Annotated in this window: 17 protein-coding genes; 4 read left to right on the top strand and 13 right to left on the bottom strand. The window is 58.0% G+C overall.

Annotation, left to right across the window (positions count from 1 at the left end; translation table 11 throughout):
- Position 1: 1 nt before the first annotated feature.
- The 3 genes from AC1D1N_RS25075 to AC1D1N_RS25065 all read left to right on the top strand — a co-directional run bounded on the left by AC1D1N_RS25075 (position 2) and on the right by AC1D1N_RS25065 (position 4,426).
- On the top strand, positions 2-1,135 hold the full coding sequence (locus AC1D1N_RS25075; RefSeq protein WP_436260264.1) for an acyl-CoA dehydrogenase family protein: 1,134 nt from the start codon (positions 2-4) through the stop codon (positions 1,133-1,135).
- A gap of 576 nt (positions 1,136-1,711) precedes the next feature.
- Entirely contained in the window at positions 1,712-2,944 is a 1,233-nt protein-coding gene (locus tag AC1D1N_RS25070) for an aminotransferase class III-fold pyridoxal phosphate-dependent enzyme (protein ID WP_436260263.1), read from the top strand.
- Between the two features lie 519 nt (positions 2,945-3,463).
- The gene (locus AC1D1N_RS25065; protein WP_436260262.1) at positions 3,464-4,426 is read left to right on the top strand and encodes a cyclase family protein; all 963 of its coding nucleotides are present in this window, start codon (positions 3,464-3,466) and stop codon (positions 4,424-4,426) included.
- A gap of 160 nt (positions 4,427-4,586) precedes the next feature.
- Here the strand turns inward: AC1D1N_RS25065 and AC1D1N_RS25060 are convergent, their stop codons facing one another.
- The 13 genes from AC1D1N_RS25060 to AC1D1N_RS25000 form a co-directional block, all read right to left on the bottom strand.
- The gene (locus tag AC1D1N_RS25060; RefSeq protein ID WP_436260261.1) at positions 4,587-5,324 is read right to left on the bottom strand and encodes a GntR family transcriptional regulator; all 738 of its coding nucleotides are present in this window, start codon (positions 5,322-5,324) and stop codon (positions 4,587-4,589) included.
- Between the two features lie 325 nt (positions 5,325-5,649).
- On the bottom strand, positions 5,650-6,777 hold the full coding sequence (locus AC1D1N_RS25055) for a mandelate racemase/muconate lactonizing enzyme family protein (RefSeq protein WP_436260260.1): 1,128 nt from the start codon (positions 6,775-6,777) through the stop codon (positions 5,650-5,652).
- Between the two features lie 101 nt (positions 6,778-6,878).
- The gene (locus AC1D1N_RS25050) at positions 6,879-7,793 is read right to left on the bottom strand and encodes an SMP-30/gluconolactonase/LRE family protein (protein WP_436260259.1); all 915 of its coding nucleotides are present in this window, start codon (positions 7,791-7,793) and stop codon (positions 6,879-6,881) included.
- A gap of 15 nt (positions 7,794-7,808) precedes the next feature.
- Positions 7,809-8,267 carry a RidA family protein gene (locus AC1D1N_RS25045; protein ID WP_436260258.1) on the bottom strand — a complete coding sequence of 153 codons (459 nt, stop codon included), beginning with the start codon at positions 8,265-8,267 and terminating at the stop codon, positions 7,809-7,811.
- Positions 8,268-8,394: 127 nt separating this feature from the next.
- Positions 8,395-9,087 (bottom strand): GntR family transcriptional regulator, encoded by a 693-nt coding sequence (locus AC1D1N_RS25040; RefSeq protein WP_436260257.1) that lies wholly within the window; start codon positions 9,085-9,087, stop codon positions 8,395-8,397.
- Between the two features lie 89 nt (positions 9,088-9,176).
- Positions 9,177-9,989 carry an SDR family NAD(P)-dependent oxidoreductase gene (locus AC1D1N_RS25035; RefSeq protein WP_436260256.1) on the bottom strand — a complete coding sequence of 271 codons (813 nt, stop codon included), beginning with the start codon at positions 9,987-9,989 and terminating at the stop codon, positions 9,177-9,179.
- A gap of 457 nt (positions 9,990-10,446) precedes the next feature.
- Positions 10,447-11,772 (bottom strand): 3-oxo-tetronate kinase, encoded by a 1,326-nt coding sequence (otnK, locus tag AC1D1N_RS25030; protein ID WP_436260255.1) that lies wholly within the window; start codon positions 11,770-11,772, stop codon positions 10,447-10,449.
- A gap of 44 nt (positions 11,773-11,816) precedes the next feature.
- On the bottom strand, positions 11,817-12,824 hold the full coding sequence (locus tag AC1D1N_RS25025; RefSeq protein WP_436260254.1) for an ABC transporter ATP-binding protein: 1,008 nt from the start codon (positions 12,822-12,824) through the stop codon (positions 11,817-11,819).
- Positions 12,821-13,813: an ABC transporter ATP-binding protein gene (locus AC1D1N_RS25020; RefSeq protein ID WP_436260253.1), complete on the bottom strand. Its 993-nt coding sequence runs from the start codon at positions 13,811-13,813 to the stop codon at positions 12,821-12,823. The genes AC1D1N_RS25025 and AC1D1N_RS25020 overlap by 4 nt, the downstream gene beginning before the upstream one ends.
- Before the next feature lie 20 nt (positions 13,814-13,833).
- Positions 13,834-14,676 (bottom strand): ABC transporter permease, encoded by an 843-nt coding sequence (locus tag AC1D1N_RS25015; protein WP_436260252.1) that lies wholly within the window; start codon positions 14,674-14,676, stop codon positions 13,834-13,836.
- A 5-nt stretch (positions 14,677-14,681) separates the two neighbouring features.
- Entirely contained in the window at positions 14,682-15,695 is a 1,014-nt protein-coding gene (locus tag AC1D1N_RS25010; protein ID WP_436260251.1) for an ABC transporter permease, read from the bottom strand.
- Positions 15,696-15,763: 68 nt separating this feature from the next.
- Positions 15,764-17,170 carry a flavin monoamine oxidase family protein gene (locus tag AC1D1N_RS25005; protein ID WP_477351664.1) on the bottom strand — a complete coding sequence of 469 codons (1,407 nt, stop codon included), beginning with the start codon at positions 17,168-17,170 and terminating at the stop codon, positions 15,764-15,766.
- Positions 17,171-17,209: 39 nt separating this feature from the next.
- Positions 17,210-18,835 (bottom strand): ABC transporter substrate-binding protein, encoded by a 1,626-nt coding sequence (locus AC1D1N_RS25000; RefSeq protein ID WP_436262004.1) that lies wholly within the window; start codon positions 18,833-18,835, stop codon positions 17,210-17,212.
- Between the two features lie 885 nt (positions 18,836-19,720).
- On the opposite strand from AC1D1N_RS25000, the gene AC1D1N_RS24995 reads away from it, so the two are divergent.
- Positions 19,721-20,734 carry a GlxA family transcriptional regulator gene (locus AC1D1N_RS24995; RefSeq protein WP_436260249.1) on the top strand — a complete coding sequence of 338 codons (1,014 nt, stop codon included), beginning with the start codon at positions 19,721-19,723 and terminating at the stop codon, positions 20,732-20,734.
- Positions 20,735-21,032: the final 298 nt, after the last annotated feature.

Here is a 21,032-nt window from a genome sequence, read left to right as displayed (position 1 = left end):
TATGAACTTCGATCTCACTGGAGAACGCCAGATGCTGCAGGACAGCCTGCGGCGGTTTTTGCGTGGATTTGTCACGCAGGAAATCCTTTTTCAGGCGACGGAGAGTCCACAAGGGCACTCCAAGGACCTCTGGGGCGGACTGGTCGAGATGGGTGTCCCGGGCGCCCTTTTTGCTGAGCAAGTCGGCGGATTCGGCGGGTCAGGCTTCGACCTGTCTGTCGTCTTCGAGGAACTCGGTCGCGCCGGTGTCTTCGAACCCTTGATGGAAGCTGGCATCCTCGCTGGCGGCCTCATCGCATCGCTTGCGACCGCTGACCAGCTTGCGCTGGTCGGGGAGATCATTTCGGGCCGCATTGTCACTCTGGCTCACACAGAGCAAGGCGGCCGTTACGATCTTGCTCACGTTGAGACACGCGCCACCAGGCAGGATGGACGTTGGGTGCTTTCTGGCGGCAAGTCCCTGGTTGTGGCCGCACCGGCGGCGAGCCTCGCGGTAGTCAGCGCGCGAGTCTCGGGAGCAGCCGACGAGCGAAATGGCATTACCCTTTTCGTAATCCCGCTGGATTCCGATGGACTTGCCTTGCGATCTTATCCGCTCAATGGCGGCGGTCGCGCCGCGGAATTGAGCCTGGATGGTGTGGCGGTTCCCGATAGCCAGCGCTTGGGCGAAGTGGGCGGTGCTTTTGACGCCATTGAGGCTGTGCATGCCCGCGCTGTGGCCGCCCAATGTGCTGAAGCCGTGGGGCTTATGGAGAGCATCAAGCATCTTACGGTGGAGTACCTGCGAACCCGCAAGCAGTTCGGCCAGCCAATTGGGAAATTCCAGGCCCTCCAGCATCGCATGGCCGACATGTTAATCGAAATCGAGCAGGCCCGCTCGGCCGCCATCAACGTGTGCGGACATCTGGACGCACCGCGCGGCGAGCGCGAACTGCAAGTGAGTGCCGCAAAAAATCTCATTGGCCGGGTATCACGCATCGTGGTCGAGGAGGCAATCCAGATGCACGGCGGAATTGGCATTACCATGGAATACGCGCTTGGCCATCTTGCGAAGCGGCTCACCATGATCGAACACCGCTTCGGCGATTCTGATTTCCACCTGGAGCGATTTATCGCCCTGTCGACGGCTGCGTAGGGCTATCACGCGTTCTGCGTTTGAAGGTGACGACAGCCGACAGCGGTCTCTTTGCACAATCAAAAACAGAAGACTTGCGCGTCGCGCGATGCGGGCGTCCGGCAGTCTATGCCGGTATGCAGCACGGTCTCCCTCAAAGACAGTGTGTGTGGCGACCTTGCCACGTGCTGGTAGGCAGGCGAGGGGAGCCTGGCACAGGCCCCACATCTGCGGCAGCTCTCAAATGCCATCCCCTGCTGATCAGTTGCGGACGCGGCGCTTTTCGTCCTCTCTGGCGCGCTCGATGGCCGCGTTGCCTGAATCAAACTGGAGAGATTGATTGACGGCCAGCGCCAACATGATATATCATATTGCTGGTTTTTCGAAGCAGTCCACGCGCTGTTTCGAAGCTTCCTAAATCGTTTGCCTCCCAAGGCGATGATGTGCTCCGCGGCCGCCGTTTTCTGTGGGTCGCGGAGCAGGCAAAATCAGCCATGGCGCTCAACGGCAGCGAGCCGCCGCTGGGTGGATAAGTCTATACCCGAGGGGCGGCACTCTTGGTAGGCCGCAGCGCGCCGGACTGGAACAGGGACGAAGATGCCTGAAGTCATTCAATCAGCCGACAAACTCCTACGCGAAAGAGCGCTGCGGGTTATTCCCGGTGGCATGTGGGGTCACTTAAACGCGGCCAAGCTGCCGGCTGGATATCCGCAGTTCTTCAAGAAGGGCGAGGGCTCCGCACTCTGGGACGTCAACGGCCGACGCTATGTGGACTTCATGTGCGCCTGGGGGCCGAATTATTTGGGCTATCGCCAACCGGAGGTCGAGGCCGCGGCAGCACGGCAGGCGGCCAGTGGCGATTGCCTGAATGGTCCGACAGATGCGCTGGTTGATCTCGCGGAACTTTTTACCAGTATGATTGCTGCCGCTGATTGGGTGCAGTTCCAGAAGAACGGGACGGATGCGACTACGACGTGCCTGACCATCGCTCGCGCATCGACCGGCAGGCGCAAGGTGTTGGTTGCCCAGGGCGCTTATCATGGCGCAGTGCCTTGGTGCTCGCCCTCTGTCCTTGGTGTCACCGCGGAGGACCGAGTTCATTTGGGCACCTATGAATTCAACAACGTCTCGAGCCTGCGAAGCGCGGCGGAAGCGGCCAAGGGCGATCTAGCAGCCATCCTGGTTTCGGCGTTCCGCCACGATTTCGGCAAGGATCAGGCGATGGCGACCCCAGAATTCGCGCGCGCGGTGCGCGAAATCTGCGATCGCAACGGCGCCGCGCTTATCATCGACGAGGTGAGGGCTGGCCTGCGCCTCGATCTGGCCGGCAGTTGGGAAGCAATTGGGGTCCGCCCTGACCTCTCGGCATGGAGCAAGGCGATTGCAAATGGCTATCCACTGGCGGCGGTAACAGGGGCGGATTGGCTTCGCGAAGCCGCGTCGCGCATCTTCGTGACGGGATCGTTCTGGTGCGGGTCAGTCGCAATGGCGGCCGCAGTGGCCACGCTCCAGATAGCCCGCCGGGACAACGTGGTGCAGCATCTGATCCGCCTCGGGAACAAACTCCGCGACGGACTGAATGCTCGTGCAGCCAAGGCTGGTATGGTCTTGCGACAAACTGGTCCTGTCCAGATGCCACTCATCTTGTTTGACGAAGACCACGACGGCAGCAAAGGTGAACTGTTCTGCAGTACATTATTGACGCACGGCGTTTATTTCCATCCCAAACACAACATGTTTCTGTGTGCTGCCCACACTGACGCCGATATTGAGGCGACCCTGTTTGCCGCCGAAATCGGCTTCGCGGCGGTGGCTGATCGTCTTCAATGAGGTAAGCCCGTGGCGACGGCTCGATGATTTTTTTGAGACCTCGACCCCGGCGGTTCCGAATGCGCCGCACCATGAAAAGTTATCGGAAGCGACGACGGCAAATTTGGCAATGAATCGCAAATTGCACTCTTAGTCGCGCAATTCACGATATGTAATGCGCCCCGCTTGCATACGGTTTTAGCAACATGATGAACGAACGCGACGACAGACCTCGATACGACAGCCTTGGAGCCTAAGGGTACAGAAGCGTGTGGCTGTCGATTGTGGCGACCGATCGATTTCAGCCTGCTGGTATTCTCGGGGTTGGTAGGGTGTTTTTTGATGAGGTCGCGGGATCTGGCGTGTTGCTTGGCTCGGCCGCCATCGGCACTGGACGCTGTCGTGATGTGTCAGGAGTTTCCGTTCAGAACGTGAGCCATGGAACTGAGACGAGATCGTCGGTTGGGCCGAGGGATCTCGTCCAGTGACGTTTCTCGGCGGGTGAAGCCTGATGATTGATAGGATTCGTTGGAGGAAAAAGTGTCAAATTTCGAAACCCGCATCCCCTACGACCAGCTTGGCCTTGAGGGCAGCGTGCCCGCAGGGTCATCCTGGAACGTCTACGGCCGCGATGACCAGCTTGGAAGTGTCGGTTTGTTGACGCCGGAGCGTGTCTTGAGCGGAGTTGCTCTGGTCTCGAAGGGTGCGGTCTTTTCTCTAAATTGGTCCCTTGATCTTCCCAACCCTGCACTTTTTGGCCGGCGAAACATGCAGCACACCATTAATTTCGATAGTTCCGGCACAGACGACATGTATGAGGGGTTCTTCCCCCAATGCTCCTCCCAGTGGGACAGTCTTTCGCATATCCGCCACCCTGTTCATGGGTTTTACCAAGGCTTTCAGGAACATGACATAACGGGGCTCCCGGGAACGCGGCTGGGTATCGAGAACTGGGCCACCCGAGGCATCGTCGGCCGGTTTGTGTTAGCGGACCTTGCTCGCTTTCGACAGGCGGTCGGACGGCCGATCCAACCGGGATATCCCGATCCTATAACGGTCGCTGAAATCGACGCCTGTCTTGCCAGGCAGAAATCCAAGCTGAATATAGGAGACATACTGCTCCTGCGGTTCGGCTGGATCCAGTGGTACGAAAGTGTCGATTCCGCAACGCGCGAGCAGATGGCAACCGACGATCAGTTCGCTGCCTGCGGACTTTCGCGGTCGGAAGAGACCGCACGTTGGATATGGAACAAGGGTGTAGCCGCTGTTGCCGGCGACAACCCTGCCTTGGAAGTTCAGCCCTTCGACTCAACAGATGCCGATGGCTTCCTACATTACCGGCTCATTCCGATGCTGGGCACCGCCATCGGGGAAATGTTCGCATTGGACGCCCTGGCCGCGGATTGCGAAGAAGACGGCCGCTATGAAGGAATGTTTGTTTCCGCACCGCTCAACAAGCTGGGCGGCTCCGGCTCGACAGCCAACGCGCTCGCGCTAAAATAGCAGAACGGGCGGAAAGGTATTTTCGAGTCCGGGCGTCTCAGGCGGCCCGGCGTGGTTACGTGCGCCATGCCAGGCGCACCGGGGTGGCTGCAGGATATCGCGAGGGCTCTGCCCAACCACTTCCGTGGAGCCGACGGGACGTCGTTGCAGGCACGAGGCACTATTTTTCTTGCTGCCTACGCCTCGAGCCGGATTGTGACTTCAGCTTTTCCAAAATTCTGTAGGAGCCATCGCGAAGATCGCGCACCACCAATTCCCCGGCCTCGGTCGGTGACCGACGCTTCAAAGCGTCGATGATCAGATCGTGGGGGTGAACTTCGAAGGCAAGTGGCTTGGCATAGGGATATTGATTGTTCACGAACGGGCCAGCCAATAGCCACAGATTCTCGATCACCCGCACCAGGACCTGGTTGTTCGACTTGCGGTATATCGCAAAGTGGAATGACTGGTTTGCCGCGAGAGCTGCCTTCCAATCCTCCGCGGCCTCCGCCGCCATGAATTCAGTCTGGTGCCTTTCCAGCAGCTCGATGTCTTGGCGTGTCATGTTGACAGTGCTGAGTTCGGACGCCAACCGCTCCAGCGGAGCGCGCGTCTCGCGTATCTCAATATATCTGGGGATAGAGAGGATGGGAACGCGAGGCTGATGGCCTAGTTTGAGTTCCAGCGCGCCCTCCGCCACCAATTGCAGGACCGCTTCTCGGACGGGTGTCTGAGAGGTCTCGTAAGCGGTGGCGAGTTGCCGAATATTGAGCCGGCTTCCCGGTTCGTAGCGACCCGACATCAACGCAATGCGCAACTGTGCATAAATTCGGTCGGCGAACGTGTTCCTGCTAATCCCAACCGACCCTACGGTCTCGAGCTCGTCGGCAGGCCCACTTGCCCTGATGGCGGTTGGCATTGATCGCTCCTCACTCCGGCGCGGCGAATCGATATAGCGCCCTTGAGTCTGGCTGTATCAATAACAAAATATCCCGGAATGGGGCAGGCGTCACAGTCTGCGGAAGACCCGGGCCGAATACCAGTCCGGTTGAATAGGCAAGCCACAACGACACTCCGAGTACGCCTCCGGTTGCCGGCAATTCCTCTGGGCTGGCCGCACGATGCTGCCGGAATTTCCCCAGCAGACCTCGCACGGCCGCCGGGGCGGCGTCTCCTGAGATCTGAATCCGGCTCCAAGTCGACATGTCGTCCGAAAAGCGCTTCACACTTTTCGGCATCATGCTTTAGCGTTTTTGCTTGAGATAGGCTTCGGCAGCACGGCCGACCGCATCTCGATTCAGTTCGAATCCGTATCCAGGCTTCTTCGACACCGGCAGAAATCCATTCACAGGCGTGAGGTTCGGACTCTCGATTATGTCTTCCTCAAGCAACTGCCACATGATCTGGTTGGCATCGTCCAGATTGGGGACCGTTGAACCAACCTGATTAGCGATGCAGGTCGTGATGCCGGTTTCGAAAATTCCGTGGATATTGATTCTTACATTTGCCGCTTCGGCGATCGCTGCCGCTTTACGCCACCGCAGAGCGCCGCAAGTTTCGTGCAGTCCCAGGACAACCGACTCGACGGCGCGGGTGCTGCACATCGCATATACTTCTTCCGGCAGATACACACTTTGATCGGCAGACAGCGGCATCCCGACGTGGCGGAGGCGCAGAAGTGCATCTGCTCCTCCAATACCGGGAACTGGCTGCTCCATGATCTCAATATCGAACGCTTTGAGCTTTTCCATCATGCGCACAGCACGTAGCGTGTCCCACGCTTCGTTTGCGTCCAGGCGAAGGCGAACATCTGGAGCCACCTCCCGCACGGCCCGGACGATCTCCAAATCGAGCTTGTCGTCGCGCCCGACTTTCACATAGAGAACTGGATATCCCTGCTCAACCAACTGCTTCGCGTCATCGGCAAGCTGTTGCGGTGTATCCCCCTGAACGAAACCAAAATAGCCCACCTTGTCGTGCAAGGCTCCCCCTAGGATGTTGCATACCGGCTGCCCCAGGCCTTTGCCGATCGCATCCCACATTGCAAGCTCGATGCCCGACATGGTGCGTGAGAAGTATCGGTACTGACTGCCGGCTCCTCGGGCCTTGAACCCGGTCCGAAAGTAGTCCCAGATGAGCTTGTTGCCATCGTAGACCGATTTGCCGATGAAATGCGGTATCGCGTCCTGAAGGATGGCTAACATCGGCTCGATGGTCGGCCCTGCTCCAGACTCGGCAATGCCGACAACACCTTCGTCCGTCTCAACCTCGATAAGAATCACGGGCGAGCACAACGTTATGCCATCTGCCCAATGGTAATCCTGCTTGAACCTGCAATGCAGCGGGGTGGTACGAATGTTGGTGATTTTCATCTTTTTCCTGCGGCTCCATGCCTGCTCGAAGGACGAGTCGGCTTCTTTTCTGCATGATATATCACGACGAGCAAGCGTCGTCTCAGTGACGTGCCTGGATTTCAGGATTGATAGTTAAGCTCCAGGCCGGCTTCGTGCCAATCAAACGCGGCCAGTCTACCCTCGTGAGACAATGTTACATAACAGGTATGCATGTCCGAACCGCCAAAGCAGAGGTTAGTCACCATCAGATCGGGAATGGGGTGAACGACATGGCTCTTCAAATCTCCGGTAAATTCAAGGATCGCACACATGTCCAGCGCAGCAGCATAGACGGCTCCCGATTCTGCCACCGCCAAGCCGTCAAACCGGGTTCGTCCACCAGGACCGGCAAAGAGTATTCCGCCGGCCGGGGAAGGCCATGGCTGCTTTCTCACCTCTCCTGGACCGATTACGGGATATGCCCATATTCGACCTGGGATAGTCTCGGCGACATAAAGTGTCTTTCCGTCAGGTGAGAGGGCGATGCCGTTGGGCGTGATCAGACCAGAGATGACCTCTTTGATTTCTGAACCGTCGCTTGCCGCCCAATAAACGACCCCAAGGTCCATCTCTCGAGGACGGCGTTTCCCCATATCCGTGAACCAGAAGCCTCCGTCTCCGTCGAAAACAAGATCATTGGGGCCGCGCAACTGGTTGTCCGAGCAGCGATCGTAAAGACGGCGGACGGACCCGTTGGCAGGATTCACGACGTCAATGCTGCCGCCCGTATATCCGGAGCTCTGCAAGGCTGGTCGAAATCGTCCTTTTTGCTCTTCGACCCAGTCCATACCACCATTGTTGCATATGAATATCTTGCCGTCTGGCCCAACAGCTGCCCCGTTTGGCCCGCCCGGAACCTTGGCGACTACCGCGATATCACCGTCCCGTGATACTCGGACAAGGGTTTGCTCGATAATGTCGACGACCATGACGGAGCCATCTGAAAACGCAATCGGGCCTTCAGGGAACGTAAGCTTGTCCGTGATGATACGCATGCCACTGACCCAAGTCTATTTCACTACCCGGAGAACGGCTTCAATTTCGACACGGATGTTGCCGGGCAGGGATCCCATCCCGACCGCGGATCGAGCGTGTTGACCACGCTCGGCAAGAACCTCGACCAGCAGCTGGGAGCAGCCTTCGATAACCACCCCATGATCGCGAAAGTCGGGAGCCGCGTTCACCATCCCGAAGACCTTCAAGAATTCGATGTCATCCAGTGAACCGGTCACTGCTTGCGCGGACGCCAGCATATGCAACCCGCAGAGACGCGCTGCCTCTTTCCCGTCCTCTAGGGAGCAATCACCACCAACTTTCCCGGTGAGGTACGAGCCGTCGGGCAAACGAGGTACTTGTCCAGCCAGGAAGACGATATCCCCCGCCCTTCGAAAAGGCACATAGGTATACTTTGGCGTGCCCAAAGCAGGCAGCTCGATGCCCAATTCTTTTAGCCGTTCTGCGGATGACACGATAAATTCCTTTCAGCCAAGTTCCTTGATGTATTGGACGTATACGAGATTTCGCTCTAGTTCATATGATATATCCACGCGCTCACGACAAAGCTTGTCCCGCGATTTTTTCTTGGTTTCGGGTGGCCTACCGCGGGTCCCGTTTCAGCTTGTCGATGATCAGTGCAGAGCCTTTTTCCATCCCGCGCAGGACGATCTCGCCCGCCTCGGCAGAAGCGCGGCGCCGAAGCGCATCGATGAGCTCCAGGTGGGGGTGGTGTTCATCGTGGGGGTGAATTGCCGAAGGATACTGATTAATCAGAAAGGGACCCGTCTGGAGCCATAAATTCTCAATTGCCTTTACAAGAATTTCATTTCCCGAGGTAGCATAAACCAGGAAGTGAAATTCCGTGTTGAAGGAGAGGGCGACTTTCCAATGGCCTGCTTCTTCAGCCGCCAGGAATTTATCGTTCACCTGCGCCAATTTCGCCAGAACGTCGTTGGATATCCGGGGGGCCGCCAGTTCCGTTGCCAGACGCTCCAAAGGAGCTCGCACCTGACGTATCTTCAGGTATCGGTCCACCGAAAGAATCGGTACACGCAGTTCGTGTCCAGGCCGCAGCTCAAGTCCACCGTCTCTCACAAGTTGCATGACGGCTTCGCGCACCGGGGTAGGGGATGTGTCGAAGCTGATCGCCAGGCGCCTAATATTGAGCCGCTCACCTGGTTCGTAGGCACTTGTCATCAAGTTGGATTTGAGACTGTCATAGATCATCGCCGACAGGCTGTCGCGCGACAAACCCATGGAAGCCTGGTCTTCCGCTTCGTCGGCTAGGCTCATTTCATTCTCCAAGCCGCGTCCAGTGCGTTCCCATTGCTTACCCTTTCGTCGCTAACCCATCACTGAGGCAGTCTACGTCCAAGGGATCGTCAGCTTATCGTCTTTGCCACACTTAGGCGTTCCGCAAGGTTTTTCGCACCTATTTTTTCGTTTCTTTCGACCATCTCGAAAAGCTTTCGGGGACTTCCGCCTATCGACTTGACGAGGCGGCCACGAGAAGCCGGTATGCAGACTTCCTGTTTTCGGTTTTTGATGGCAGCCAGTACGATCTCGGCAACATCGTCCGGTTTCCATGATGGCACTGCGAAAGCCAGTGCTACCCCCGTCCTGGCCTCTTCCTCCAGCATGGGAGTTTCAGTCGAGCTTGGATGAACGATGGTGAAATTAATCGGCTCGTGCCGCTCTTCCATGGCCACCCCAAAATGAATTGCACGCAATGCATGTTTGGAGGCGGCATAGCTGGCAATGCCGGGGAAGGGGAGGAACGCGGTCATGCTGCAGATGGTCACAATGTGCCCTGATTGCTGCTGCCGGAAACGAGGAAGAACCGCCAGCATTCCGAGCATCGGCCCAATGACGTTGACCGTCATCGTCTGCTCATGCTTCGCCAGCGATACATCTTTTGTCAACCCGGTGTGGACCACGGCCGCGTTGTTGACAAGAACGTCCAAGGCGCCAAATCGAGCATAGGCAGCGTCGACGACGCTTTCCCATTCTTGCGGCAAGCGGATATCAAGCTTCGCGGCCATGGCATTGTCACCCAATGCCTCAGCAACGCTCCGCGCCCCTGCCTCGTTGATATCTGCCACGACGACTTTATGACCTCGGTCGACTACCAACCTCGCGATCGCGGCGCCGATACCGCTTGCTGCGCCTGTTACCAGAAATATCTTCGTGGCCATGGGTTTTCTCATGCCTGACTGCCCTCCCTCTCAACAACAAAACGATCGCGGCTGGCCGTCACCTGGCCCAGTTAGTGACTGATTTCTGAAGCGTGATCAGGAAATACCCGACCACTGCTTTCACGATCCAGCGCCAGAACAGCACGCTATGCAAATAGGTTCGAAACAGTCTGGTAAAGGATCTGTCCGGCGGGATTTTGGGCATGCGTCTTCCGGCAAAGGACCTCGAGTCTAAATATGATATATCATGGCGGACGTCTGTGTCTAGCATAAACGCAGTGATCGTGGAGAGACGCGAGACCGATCGAAGGTGGCCAGCAGTTGTTTCCGTCGGCATTCGACAGGTCACTCCAGGCAGGCACGGAGCCGGGAGGCCATGCTGGGCTTCACGGTCAGAGATTGAGAGCGAACGCCGACACGAGATGAATATCCTGCGGCAGTGGAGGTCAATATGTTGTTATTTTTTCAAAGGCGGCCATTCCGAGGCGGGCGTATAGGCCAAATCGCGTTGCATTTCGTCGAGAACGGTCTGGAACACATCCAGCTTGCCCAGTTTTCCCGACTTGAGCATCAACGCCAGCCGGGCCGGCAGTGAGGTCACGGCGCGCGCCATTCCGGGACCCTGATAGGGTCCCACGGTCATTTCCGATATTCCGAGCGCCGAGATGACGGCGCCCGACGTTTCCCCCCCCGCCACCACCAACCGCCGCACGCCCAGTTCCAGGGTGATCGTGGTCGCAACACGCGACAGGAGATCTTCTGCCTTGGCAGCCGCCTCGTAGCGCCCGTACCTCGACTGCAGCCGTTCGACGGAACCATGAGGCTGCGCCGTGCTGATCGCAAACGGGACGTTGTCGCAAATCGCCTTACGTGCGAAATCAATCGCTTCCCCCACGACGTCGTCGCCGGCGAAGGCGCGTTCCAAATCCACGGTGATGAATGGATAAGTTCGCGCAAACCACTCAAGCTGCAGCAGTGTCTGCTCGGCAACGCTTCCCACCAGAACAGCGCCCGGTCCCATCACGCCGGGAAGCGTGCCGGAGTGCGTGGCGCAGATAAGTCCATTTCGCAGCCAGATTGGCGGAAGATGCGCGGCAATCGAGGAATTACCGGTCAGGAGCGGCATGTCAACGCCGGCTTCGGCAATGGAGGCCAGATGGCGCTCGTGTAGAGTGTCTACCAGCACAAGCGAAATGTCCTGGTCGGCCAGGGTTTCGCACGCGGCACGAATAGCGCCTGCTCCCGCGTCGACCGCCTTGTAATTCACCAGGCCCGCCTTGCGGCGAGACTGCCGTTGCAGGACCCGCACCAAGTTAGAGTCGGTCATTGGCGTCAGCGGGTCGTTGCGTTTCGGCGACTCGGCCAACAATTGTGGGCCCCCAAACATGTGACCTTGATAGACCGTCCTTTCTGTTTCGCAGAATGCAGGGCAAAAAAGAGCGTATCGAGCGCCAAGCCGATCCATCAGAGCCTCGGCGCAAGGGCCAATATTGCCATCGGCAGTTGAATCGAAGGTGGCGCAATACTTGAAGAATATCTGTCGTACGCCTCGGCCAAGGAGTGTTTCGGCAGCCTGCAAGACCTGCGAGATCGCCTCGTCGGCGGAAACCACGCGTGTCTTTAGTGCGATTACATGGGCATCGAAATCCGCGCCAGAATCTGTCGCCGTGCCGATCGTGAAACGCGTTCGGATGCCCCTTGCCACAAGCATGGACGCGAGTTCGGAGCCGCCGGTGAGATCATCTGCCACGGCGCCGAAAACCAGCTGTTTGTTCGAACTCAAGTTGCCCCCTGCCGATTACCCAAGGTTCGGGTTGTGCGCGGCATCTAGGCCTCCGGGAAATGGCACGCGGCGGCATGGCCCTGGGAGCGCGTTTCCAGTTGTGGGGTGACTTCCCTGCAGATGTCTTGCGCCTTCCAACAGCGGGTGCGGAAGGGACAGCCGGAAGGAATGTTCATCGGGCTTGGAACGTCTCCCGTCAGCGTTATGCGCTGGCGCTGGCGCTCTTTGTCTGGGTCAGGCAAAGGAACTGCCGACAATAGAGCCCTCGTGTATGGATGGGCCGGGTGTTCGTAGATGTCTGAGGCCTCTCCGATTTCCACGATGCGCCCCAAATACATGACCGCTAGCCGATCGGAGACGTGGCGCACCACAGCAAGGTCGTGGGCGATGAAAACGTAGGAGATTCCGAGCGTTTCCTGCAGCTCTTCCAGGAGGTTCAGGACGCCGGCCTGGATGGACACATCAAGCGCGGAAACCGGTTCGTCAAGAACCAGAACGGTCGGTTCGAGGGCCAGGGCGCGTGCTATACCCACGCGTTGCCTCTGCCCCCCGGACAACTCATGTGGGTATCGGTCACCGTGTTCTTGCGACAGTCGAACCAAATCGAGCAGGTCCGACGCGCGTTTTAGCGCGGGCGCTCCTGTCACCCCAATCAGACGCAAAGGTTCGGCGATGATTGATCGCACTGTCATGCGCGGGTGAAGTGAGGCGAGGGGATCTTGAAAAACAATCTGAATGTGGCGACGGAACTTGCGCATCTGGTTGCGCGGGAGTTTCGTTATGTTGGTGCCTGAAAAATGGACTTCGCCCGAGGTAGGTTCAACAAGTCGAAGGATACATCTTCCAAGCGTGGATTTTCCGCATCCGGACTCGCCGACGAGCCCGAACGTCTCCCCCCGAAACAGCTCGAATGAGATGCCAGACACGGCGTGTACCTGCATGGCCAGCCTCGTGCCAAAGAGCCCGCCCCGTATGTCGAAGGACTTCTTCAGATTCCTGACGGAAAGGACCGGCGTTTCCTGGTCCAGAGGCGCTGTCATGGTTGTCGTCATCCGTGGCCTCCGGTGGCTTGGAGTGCCGGCGCGCCGGGCGAGCGCAGCTCTTCGGCGAAATGACACGCGGTCTCAACGCGATCCACGTGCCTGAGCGGTGGCTCTTGGTGGGCACAGATGTCTCGCGCGATTGGACAACGCGGGCGAAACGGACAGCCACTTGGTCTTGTCGATAGCGATGGGGGGTTGCCGGGGATTGGTATCAGCTTGCCGCCCTTCTTCTCGATATCGGGGAGACACGCCAGCAAGCCGCGCGTGTAGGGATGCCGTGAGTTATGAAAAATATCGTGCACCTCGCCTGTCTCGACCACCTTTCCGGCATACATCACCACGACGGTGTCGGCGACACCGGCGACCACGCCGAGATCGTGTGTGATCAACACAAGCCCGACCGGAAACATCCGGCGCAGGTTCGCCAAGACCTCGATGATCTGCGCCTGCACGGTCACGTCGAGAGCCGTTGTCGGCTCGTCAGCGATCAGAACGTCAGGATTGTTTGCTATGGCCATTGCGATCATGGCCCGCTGGCGCATACCGCCAGAGAACTGGTGCGAGTATTGCCTTGCGCGGACGTCAGGCTGAGGCACGGCAACGGTTTCCAGCAATTCAATCGCACGCAGGGCGGCTTGCCTCGCCGACATCTGGGGATTGTGCAGTCGCACCGCTTCCGCGATCAATTCCCCGACCCTCACGACTGGGTTCAGAGCCGTCATCGGATCTTGAAAGATCATGCTGATCTTCGAACCGCGCAATTGCTTTAGACGGCGCTCCGGAGCCCCGATGAGTTGCTCGCCATTGAGCAATATCGATCCGGATAGTGAAGCCATGGGCGGCGGCAGGCCCATCACGGCGCGAACTGCCATGGATTTGCCAGAGCCGGACTCGCCGACGATGCTCACGACCTTTCCCGCGCGGACACTGAAGCTCACACCGCGCACGACCTCGATTCCTCGTCGCAGCGTAACGCGCAGATCGTCGACTTTCAGCAAGGGGCTATCGGACGTCACGACTAGTCATCCTTCGGATCTAAGATGTCGCGGAGCGTATCTCCGACGAAGTTGCAGCCAAGGCCGATAGACAAGATCGCAAGACCCGGCCCAAACGCGATCCACCAGGAATAGAAGTGCGCGGCGCCTTCCGCTATCATCGAGCCCCATTCGGGGGTCGGTGGTTTGGCGCCCAATCCAATGAAGCTCAGCGACGCGGCCAAGAGGACGACCTGCCCGAAATCCATGGTGGCGCTAATGATCGTTGGAGTCCAGGAAAGCGGCAGGATGTGCTTCAGCAGCAACCGTGTTCGCGAGGCTCCGCCGGCAATCGCCGCTTCGATGTGGTCTCGAGACTGGACCTCGAGCACCTGGCCTCGCATCAGGCGCGCGTAAACAGGCCACCATACGACGACGATAGCGATGGCCGTGCTTTGTACCCCTGGTCCAAGTGAGGCAGCGATAGACATGGCCAGCAACACTGGCGGGAAAGACAAGGTTACGTCGACAAGGCGCATCAGCAAAGAGTCGACCCAGCCGCCGAAAAAACCGGATAGTGCCCCAAGGGCTGAGCCAATGAGCACAGAGGCGGCAACCACTATGACGGCAATGGATAGGGAGTATTGGGCGCCGTAGAACGTGCGGATCAGCACGTCGCGGCCAAGTGAGTCGGTTCCCAGCCAATGGGCCAAAGAGGGAGATTGGAGATGCCGGCCAACAATTTTAAGAGGCGCGTAAGGTGCCCAGAAGTCAATCGTCAACGCAATTGCCGTCCACACGGCAAGGATGCCTATACCAATCAGCAGGGCAGGCCTCGCTATGTGCCACTGGCGCGGCGAACTTGCTATCGAAACGATGGAAGTCATGCCATTCAGCTCAGCTTGATACGAGGGTTGGCGAATGCGTAAGCGACGTCGGTGATCAGGTTGGACAACAGGAAGGCGGCCGCGCCCACAAGCGAGACGCCGATGATCGCGGGATAGTCGAGCGTTCTGGCCGAATCCACTGCGTAGGATCCGATGCCGGGCCATGCGAAGACGGATTCTGTCAGCACGGCGCCGGTGATCAGATAGGCGAAAGAATATCCGATGATCGTAAGCGTGGGGATCATGGCGTTGGGCAATGCATGCTTAAACAGAGTGCGTCTCTCTCCGGCGCCCTTCGCTCGGGCCGCCAGAATGTAATCTTGGCCCAGGACATCGAGCATGCTGGCTCGCACCAGGCGGGCCAGGATTCCGGTCACGGACCAGCCGAGAACGAAGGCTGGCAGCAGGAGATAATGCAGTGCTGTCAGGAAAGCCCGGAAATCGCCGGCGACAAGCGCGTCTATCGTGTACATCCCGGTTACGAAGGACGGAGGTTCGCCGCGCGGATCAAAACGACCCGGCCCTGGTATGAGCGAAAACTGAACCGAGAATATGTAGAGAAGCAGTAGACCCGACCAGAAGACGGGTATCGTCGAGCCAAACAATGCGAACAGGCGGGCAATGTAATCCGCCCACTTATCGCGAAAGCGCGCGGCCACTATCCCAAGCATTACACCGCTTAGAGTGCCAAAGATCATCGCTGCGATGACGAGTTCAAGTGTCGCTGGAAGTCGCTCAGCAATGTCCGTCAGGATGGGCCTGCGCGTGCGAAAAGATACACCGAAATCGCCGGTGGCGAGGTTCTTGACATAGATGAGAAACTGCTCGGGCAGGCTTTTGTCGAGCCCCCAACGTTCCTTGGCTGCAGCCACGACCTCGGGGTTGTTCGTCATTCGATCGCTAACCAGGGCCGCGAGGGGATCGGCCTGCGTCATGTGAGAAAGGCAAAAGGCCAAGGCCGCCACGCCCAGCAAAAGCAGGGGCATAGCAAGAAGCCGTCTCAGGACGTATGTCAGCATTCGGAGTCTCGCTACTCAGTTACTTAACGATAAGGCGTACCAGTTCTGACCCTTTTATCCCGTCGCCGTTAACACGCCTCCGTTATTCGCCTGGCAGCGATTTCACCCGCAGCCAGGGCTCCTTCCATGTATCCTCTATATTCCGGCGACATGTGTGTGCCGGCCCAATACAGAGGCCCTACCGGTTCGCGAAGGTCACCAGCTATTGTTGTCAGCGCACCTGGTGTCAGGAAGGGGCTCGATGCCCCCCCGGACCATTCTTCATCCGCCCAAACCCGTTCCATATACTCGACCGGGTCTTGCGCTTCCGGTCCCAGCGCCTGCGTCAGCAGCTGGAGAACGCGAGCCTTTCGCTGCGCAGGCGCGAGATTGTCGACACGATAAGCGGGAAGTCCGGTGAACAGTGTGATCAGGATTCCCTTGCGCGCCTCTTCGTCCCCAAGGTCGTACGCCGCGGTGAGAGACCCATCGGTGGAGATGACGTTGCCATTGAGGTTGCGGTCACGCCAAAACGGCCTGTCGTAGACGATGACCGCTTTGGTGTTGCGCCCGTTGGGGAAGCGCTGATGCAGCATTCTGCGTTTTGACGGCAGTTGGGGCGTGAAGCGTATCTGGTTGATCATGGTCGGCGAGGTGGCGAATACGACATAGCGGGCCCGCCACACGCCGGCTTCCGTGTGAACCTTCGCACCTTTCGCTGTCCAATCCACGGTTCGCACAGGAGCCGAAAGCACGATGTCGTCACCAAGATCGCGCGCCATTCCCTCCGATGCGATCTGGGTTCCCATCATATGGGCTGACTGGCCGCCGCCCTCGGTAGACGACATAAAGATAGGCCCGCCACAAGACTTCAGCTTCTGGAGCAACTCAAGGGCGGAGATCTCCTCAGCCAGCGCTCCATAATAGGCTCCCGGGATGCGCGTCATTGCCCCGCGAACCCGTCCTGGCTCGCACACGCTGTTTACCCAGGTCGCGTAAGTGATGGAATCCAGTTGATCGGCATCGGCGCTCTCCCATGGGTTGGCCGCAATCCGGTCCATGGCCTCGTATAATTTTCCGAAGGCGTTTTTATACGCGGTCTGCTCATCGTCAGTGAGACCGGGAACCGTCCCTATTGCCCCGACAAACGCGTCCTCGCCGTGCAGACAAACCCGCTGCCCCGTCACGAACTGCTTGATCAACGGAACCGTGTACTTCTCAATCAGCTTGTTGATGCGTCCATGCTTGGGCGATACCCACTGTCCGCCAAGATCAACGCGCCCTCCATAGGCCGCGCTTGTCGGAGAATATGTGAGTCCTCCCACGCGATTGCGCGCCTCGACCACGATCACCGAAAGGCCGGCTTCCTTCAACAGGGTCGCGGCATTGAGACCCGACAGACCGGCGCCGATGACCACGACGTCGCGATCAAACTCCGTTGGCATGATAATAAATACCTCTTTTAAGGGAAAAATACCCGGATGCCGGAGATACACTCTCCGGCATCGGTTCTGTTTCGTTAGAAAAGGTCGGCTCTATTTCCAGGAAATTTCGGACAAAACCATGTTGCAGCAAGCGCTGAAACGAAGTCCCGACAGGCCCTTCTTGTAGACGAAGATGTTGTCGGGGCTAACGATCGGAAGGATGATATGATCCTCGGCCATTCCGACGGCAAGTTTGCGGAAATAGCCGTCACTTTCAGCCCCACTCGTGGCGAGAGCCTTCTGCAACAGCTCCGCGGCTTCGGGCCTGGCGAGTTTCGGATCTTTACCCGCGCCAGCCCGCTTGTACCAAGCGGTATCCTTCATCATCGAAAAATACTGGATATATTGCGCGGTCCCGAAATAATCGGGTGCATAGAAAACCGCCGTGAACGGGATCCCGTCTCCGTTTATACGCTCGCGCCAGACGGTGAACTCGATTGGCTCCAGGTTGAGCTGAACCTTTATTTCCGAAAGATCCTGCTGGATCTTCTGCATCATCAAGCTGTAGTCGACACCGTATGTGTTGACGTTTGGAAACGCGGTATCGATGGTGAACCCGTCCTCGGCACCCGCCTCCTTCATGAGCGCCTTTGCCTTCTCCACATCGTAGGAGATGGGTTCCGCACCGCCGGTTCCGGGGAAGCCTTCCGGAATGGCAGTCGCAAGGCGGCGGCCCTTGCCGTCAAGGGTCAAATCGATGATTCCATCATAGTCGATCGCGTGGGCGATCGCTTCGCGAACTTTGCTTCCCAGCGGATTGGACAGATTTTTGGCCCCGGGAGAAAGAGCGACATAGACCATGTTAAGCGAGGGCTGGGCATCAACGACGATGTCGGGATTGGTTATGCCCTTGGCCGTGGTCGGGTCCACTTGCATCGCGATGTCAGCGCTACCGCCCTCCAAGAGCTGAAGCTGGCTCACGCCACCCTTCGATTGCTGGAGGATGATCTCGGAGAGAGCGGCCGGCGTGCCCCAGAACTTGTCGTTGCGCTTCAGCCGTACCTCGTGGTTCGGGCTATATGACGCGAGGACGAACGGACCCGCGCCTGCGGAGTGGGCGAGCAGCCATTGCTCCGCAGTGTCCTTGGTAGCAGCGTCTGGTCCGGCGTCGCCACCGTGTTCCGCAACGAGCTTGGAATTGAGGATGGACAGAAAAGGCGCGGACAGAACGCTCAGGAACTCCGAGTTTGGCGCGTTGAGATCAATGACGACGGTCTGCGCGTCCGGCGTTTCGATCGATTTTATCGGATCCACAAGATATGAGGCGTTGCCTTTGACGTTTTTGAATCGCTCCAGCGTCCATTTTATGTCCTTCGCTTCCACCGGCGAGCCATCGGAAAAGACCGCCTTCGGATTGAGCTTGAACGTGAAACGGGTCTGGTCGGCATTGACTGTCCAGCTATCCGCCAACATCGGCACGATCGTCTTGTTATCCTTGTCGAGATTCACAAGGCGCGCATAAGTGGACGTCAAATAGATCTGGCAAGTGTCGCACCACGCCCGCCCGGGATCCAAGGAATTGATATCCATATCGCGCGCGACCACCAGTGGCTTGTCTTGCGCTTGGCTCGCGCCAACACCGAAGGGCATCAGCATCGCCGCACCCGCCAGCGAGAGAGCGAGCGTATTTCTCCGAAGGATGCGAGCCGCGTGGGCACCGCTGTTCTGCATAACCATCATTGTAGCAACTCCCATTGTTACGTCTTCCGGCATTATTAGCCCTTGATATGATATATCATCGTGCATGTCTATGTTTAACGCACTGGCCGTGAAGTGATGCGAATTGTCATCTCCCATCGTATCCTGGGCCCGTCACTGAGCGCGTAGCGCGGTTCTAGGCGCAGCCCTTCAGTAGCTTGCCAGCGAATTGCGGCCCATGCATATCGCTTTGCGCCAACAACATTGCGTTTACCGCAATCCTGTTCGAGCCGACCGCGCCTGATAGGCGGTCTGGCGGTAAGGCTAGGCTTTCCTCGGCCTTCAACGCTTGACGCAGTCGGGATGCCGATTGAGGATGAACGGCGCAGCCAGGGTCTTAGCCCTGTCGATCAATGGAGCTTCGAAGGACGTGAAACACCTAAAGACGGAATCGCGGTCGGAGAAGGGCGCAATAGCTGTGCCAATGGTAATGGCCACAAGGTTTGCGCCGCTACCAATCCTCAAGTCTGCGCTCTCCCTTTTTATCAAAGTGCTCCGCTCGGCGGGCGATCAGAGTGGCCAAAGCCGTCGGATACGGTTCGGGTGGCGACCGCCTGGTGAACTTGGTCTTCCAATTCGCCCAAGTTGTGCCGTTGAAGTGTTCCCCATCAATCAAGTCCAAGATCCTGAAGCACGATATGGTCGTGATGGATGGAGGGCTTCCAACGAATAGGTCAAGCTCACGTTTTCCAAGACACGCTACGGCCTCATTGGAGCGGCGGGCGGGATGGGGGCCTGGCAGCGCCAGCTCGCAGACGAAGGCCGATAGCGCATTACGCAACAAGGATTGCGCTTATCGCTAGTCCCCCTTAAACCATGGCACGCTGGTCAGCATTAGGGACGTTTGGATACGAGCACCGTTAGATGGAACAGAAACGGAATCGAACGTCGCCCTTTGACGCCCAGCACAGCATAGCGGTCGTCTGCATTGAGCCGTCGCTTTACGCCACGCTTCTGGCGATAGAGCCGTTTCGCGCCGCCAACCGGATGAGCAAATCGCGCCTTTTCACGATCGAATTTGTTTCTATCGACGGCCAGTGCACCAACACCAATCTAGACATCTCGATTCCCGCTACAGCTACGATCGACGCGCCGACAACTTACGACCTTGTGCTTCTGTACTCCTCGTATGCCTGGGGCGGACAAGGCAAAGCCTCGCTTTTTCGATGGCTCCGGAGGCAGGCATCTGCTGGCGCCCATCTTTGCGGATTGGACGCTGGTGGGCTGCTTCTCGCGGAAGCGGGGTTGCTCAATGGTTTCAAGGCCACCGGCCATTGGAGCACGTTGGCGTCGTTCAAGGAGCTATATCCCGAAACGGAGATCGTCGAACAGCTGTTTGTCGTAGATCGAAACCGGTCGACCTGCGCGGGCCAGGCCGCCTGCCTGGACTATGCGCTCTTCATGCTGGATCGTTTTTGCGGCAGGGTTTTGCGGGATGTTGTCGCAAACGAGATGAGTTACCCGTCAGTCAGAAGCGAGACAGGTCAACAACGTCAAATCATAAATGGCAACGCTTGGCATTCAAATCCTGTTCTTCTTTGTGCGCAGAAACTGATGCAAGACAACATCGAGGATCCGCTGTCGATCCAAGCCATGGCGAATGAATGCAGAATTTCCCAAAGAGAGCTTCAGCATTTATTCAGGAAGCATTTAAAAGCAAGTCCAAAGAACTACTACATTACGTTTCGACTGCAGCGTGCTAAGGAATTGCTTCTTTATAGCACGCTAAGCGTGCGGGAAACCGGATTAGCAAGCGGATTTACGTCTTCCGCGACATATTTCCGAGCTTTTCGGGCCCGCTTCAACACCAGCCCAATGCATTACCGACGCTCCTTCCAGGTGAATTCGTCCACTCCGGACGGACGCCGTCTTTATTGAACTGCCTCTGCGGATCAGCTTGGTATCGACGCGCGCCTCTACGCTTTTTATGCGCATCGAGTACAGACGCGCTTTGATCACAGCCGATCGTTGATGGCTGTTGACGCCGCCTTGTGGGCCTACCAGGGAGCCAACGCCTGCTGCCGAGATCCACGCGGACCGCCGCGGACGGGGACAGTCGGTCCCGCGTCCCGTCCTGCGGCCGGCGCTATGCTGACGCTCCTACGGCTGTCCCGTTCACCGCCCGCGGCGGGGGCGAATTTCCTACGTCCTGCGCGCGACAATCGCCCGTTTTACG

The sequence above is a fragment of the Mesorhizobium sp. P2_B5 genome, from assembly GCF_056404775.1.
The sequence above is the reverse complement of the archived record's forward strand: the minus strand, read 5'-3'. Positions and strand labels throughout refer to the sequence as shown.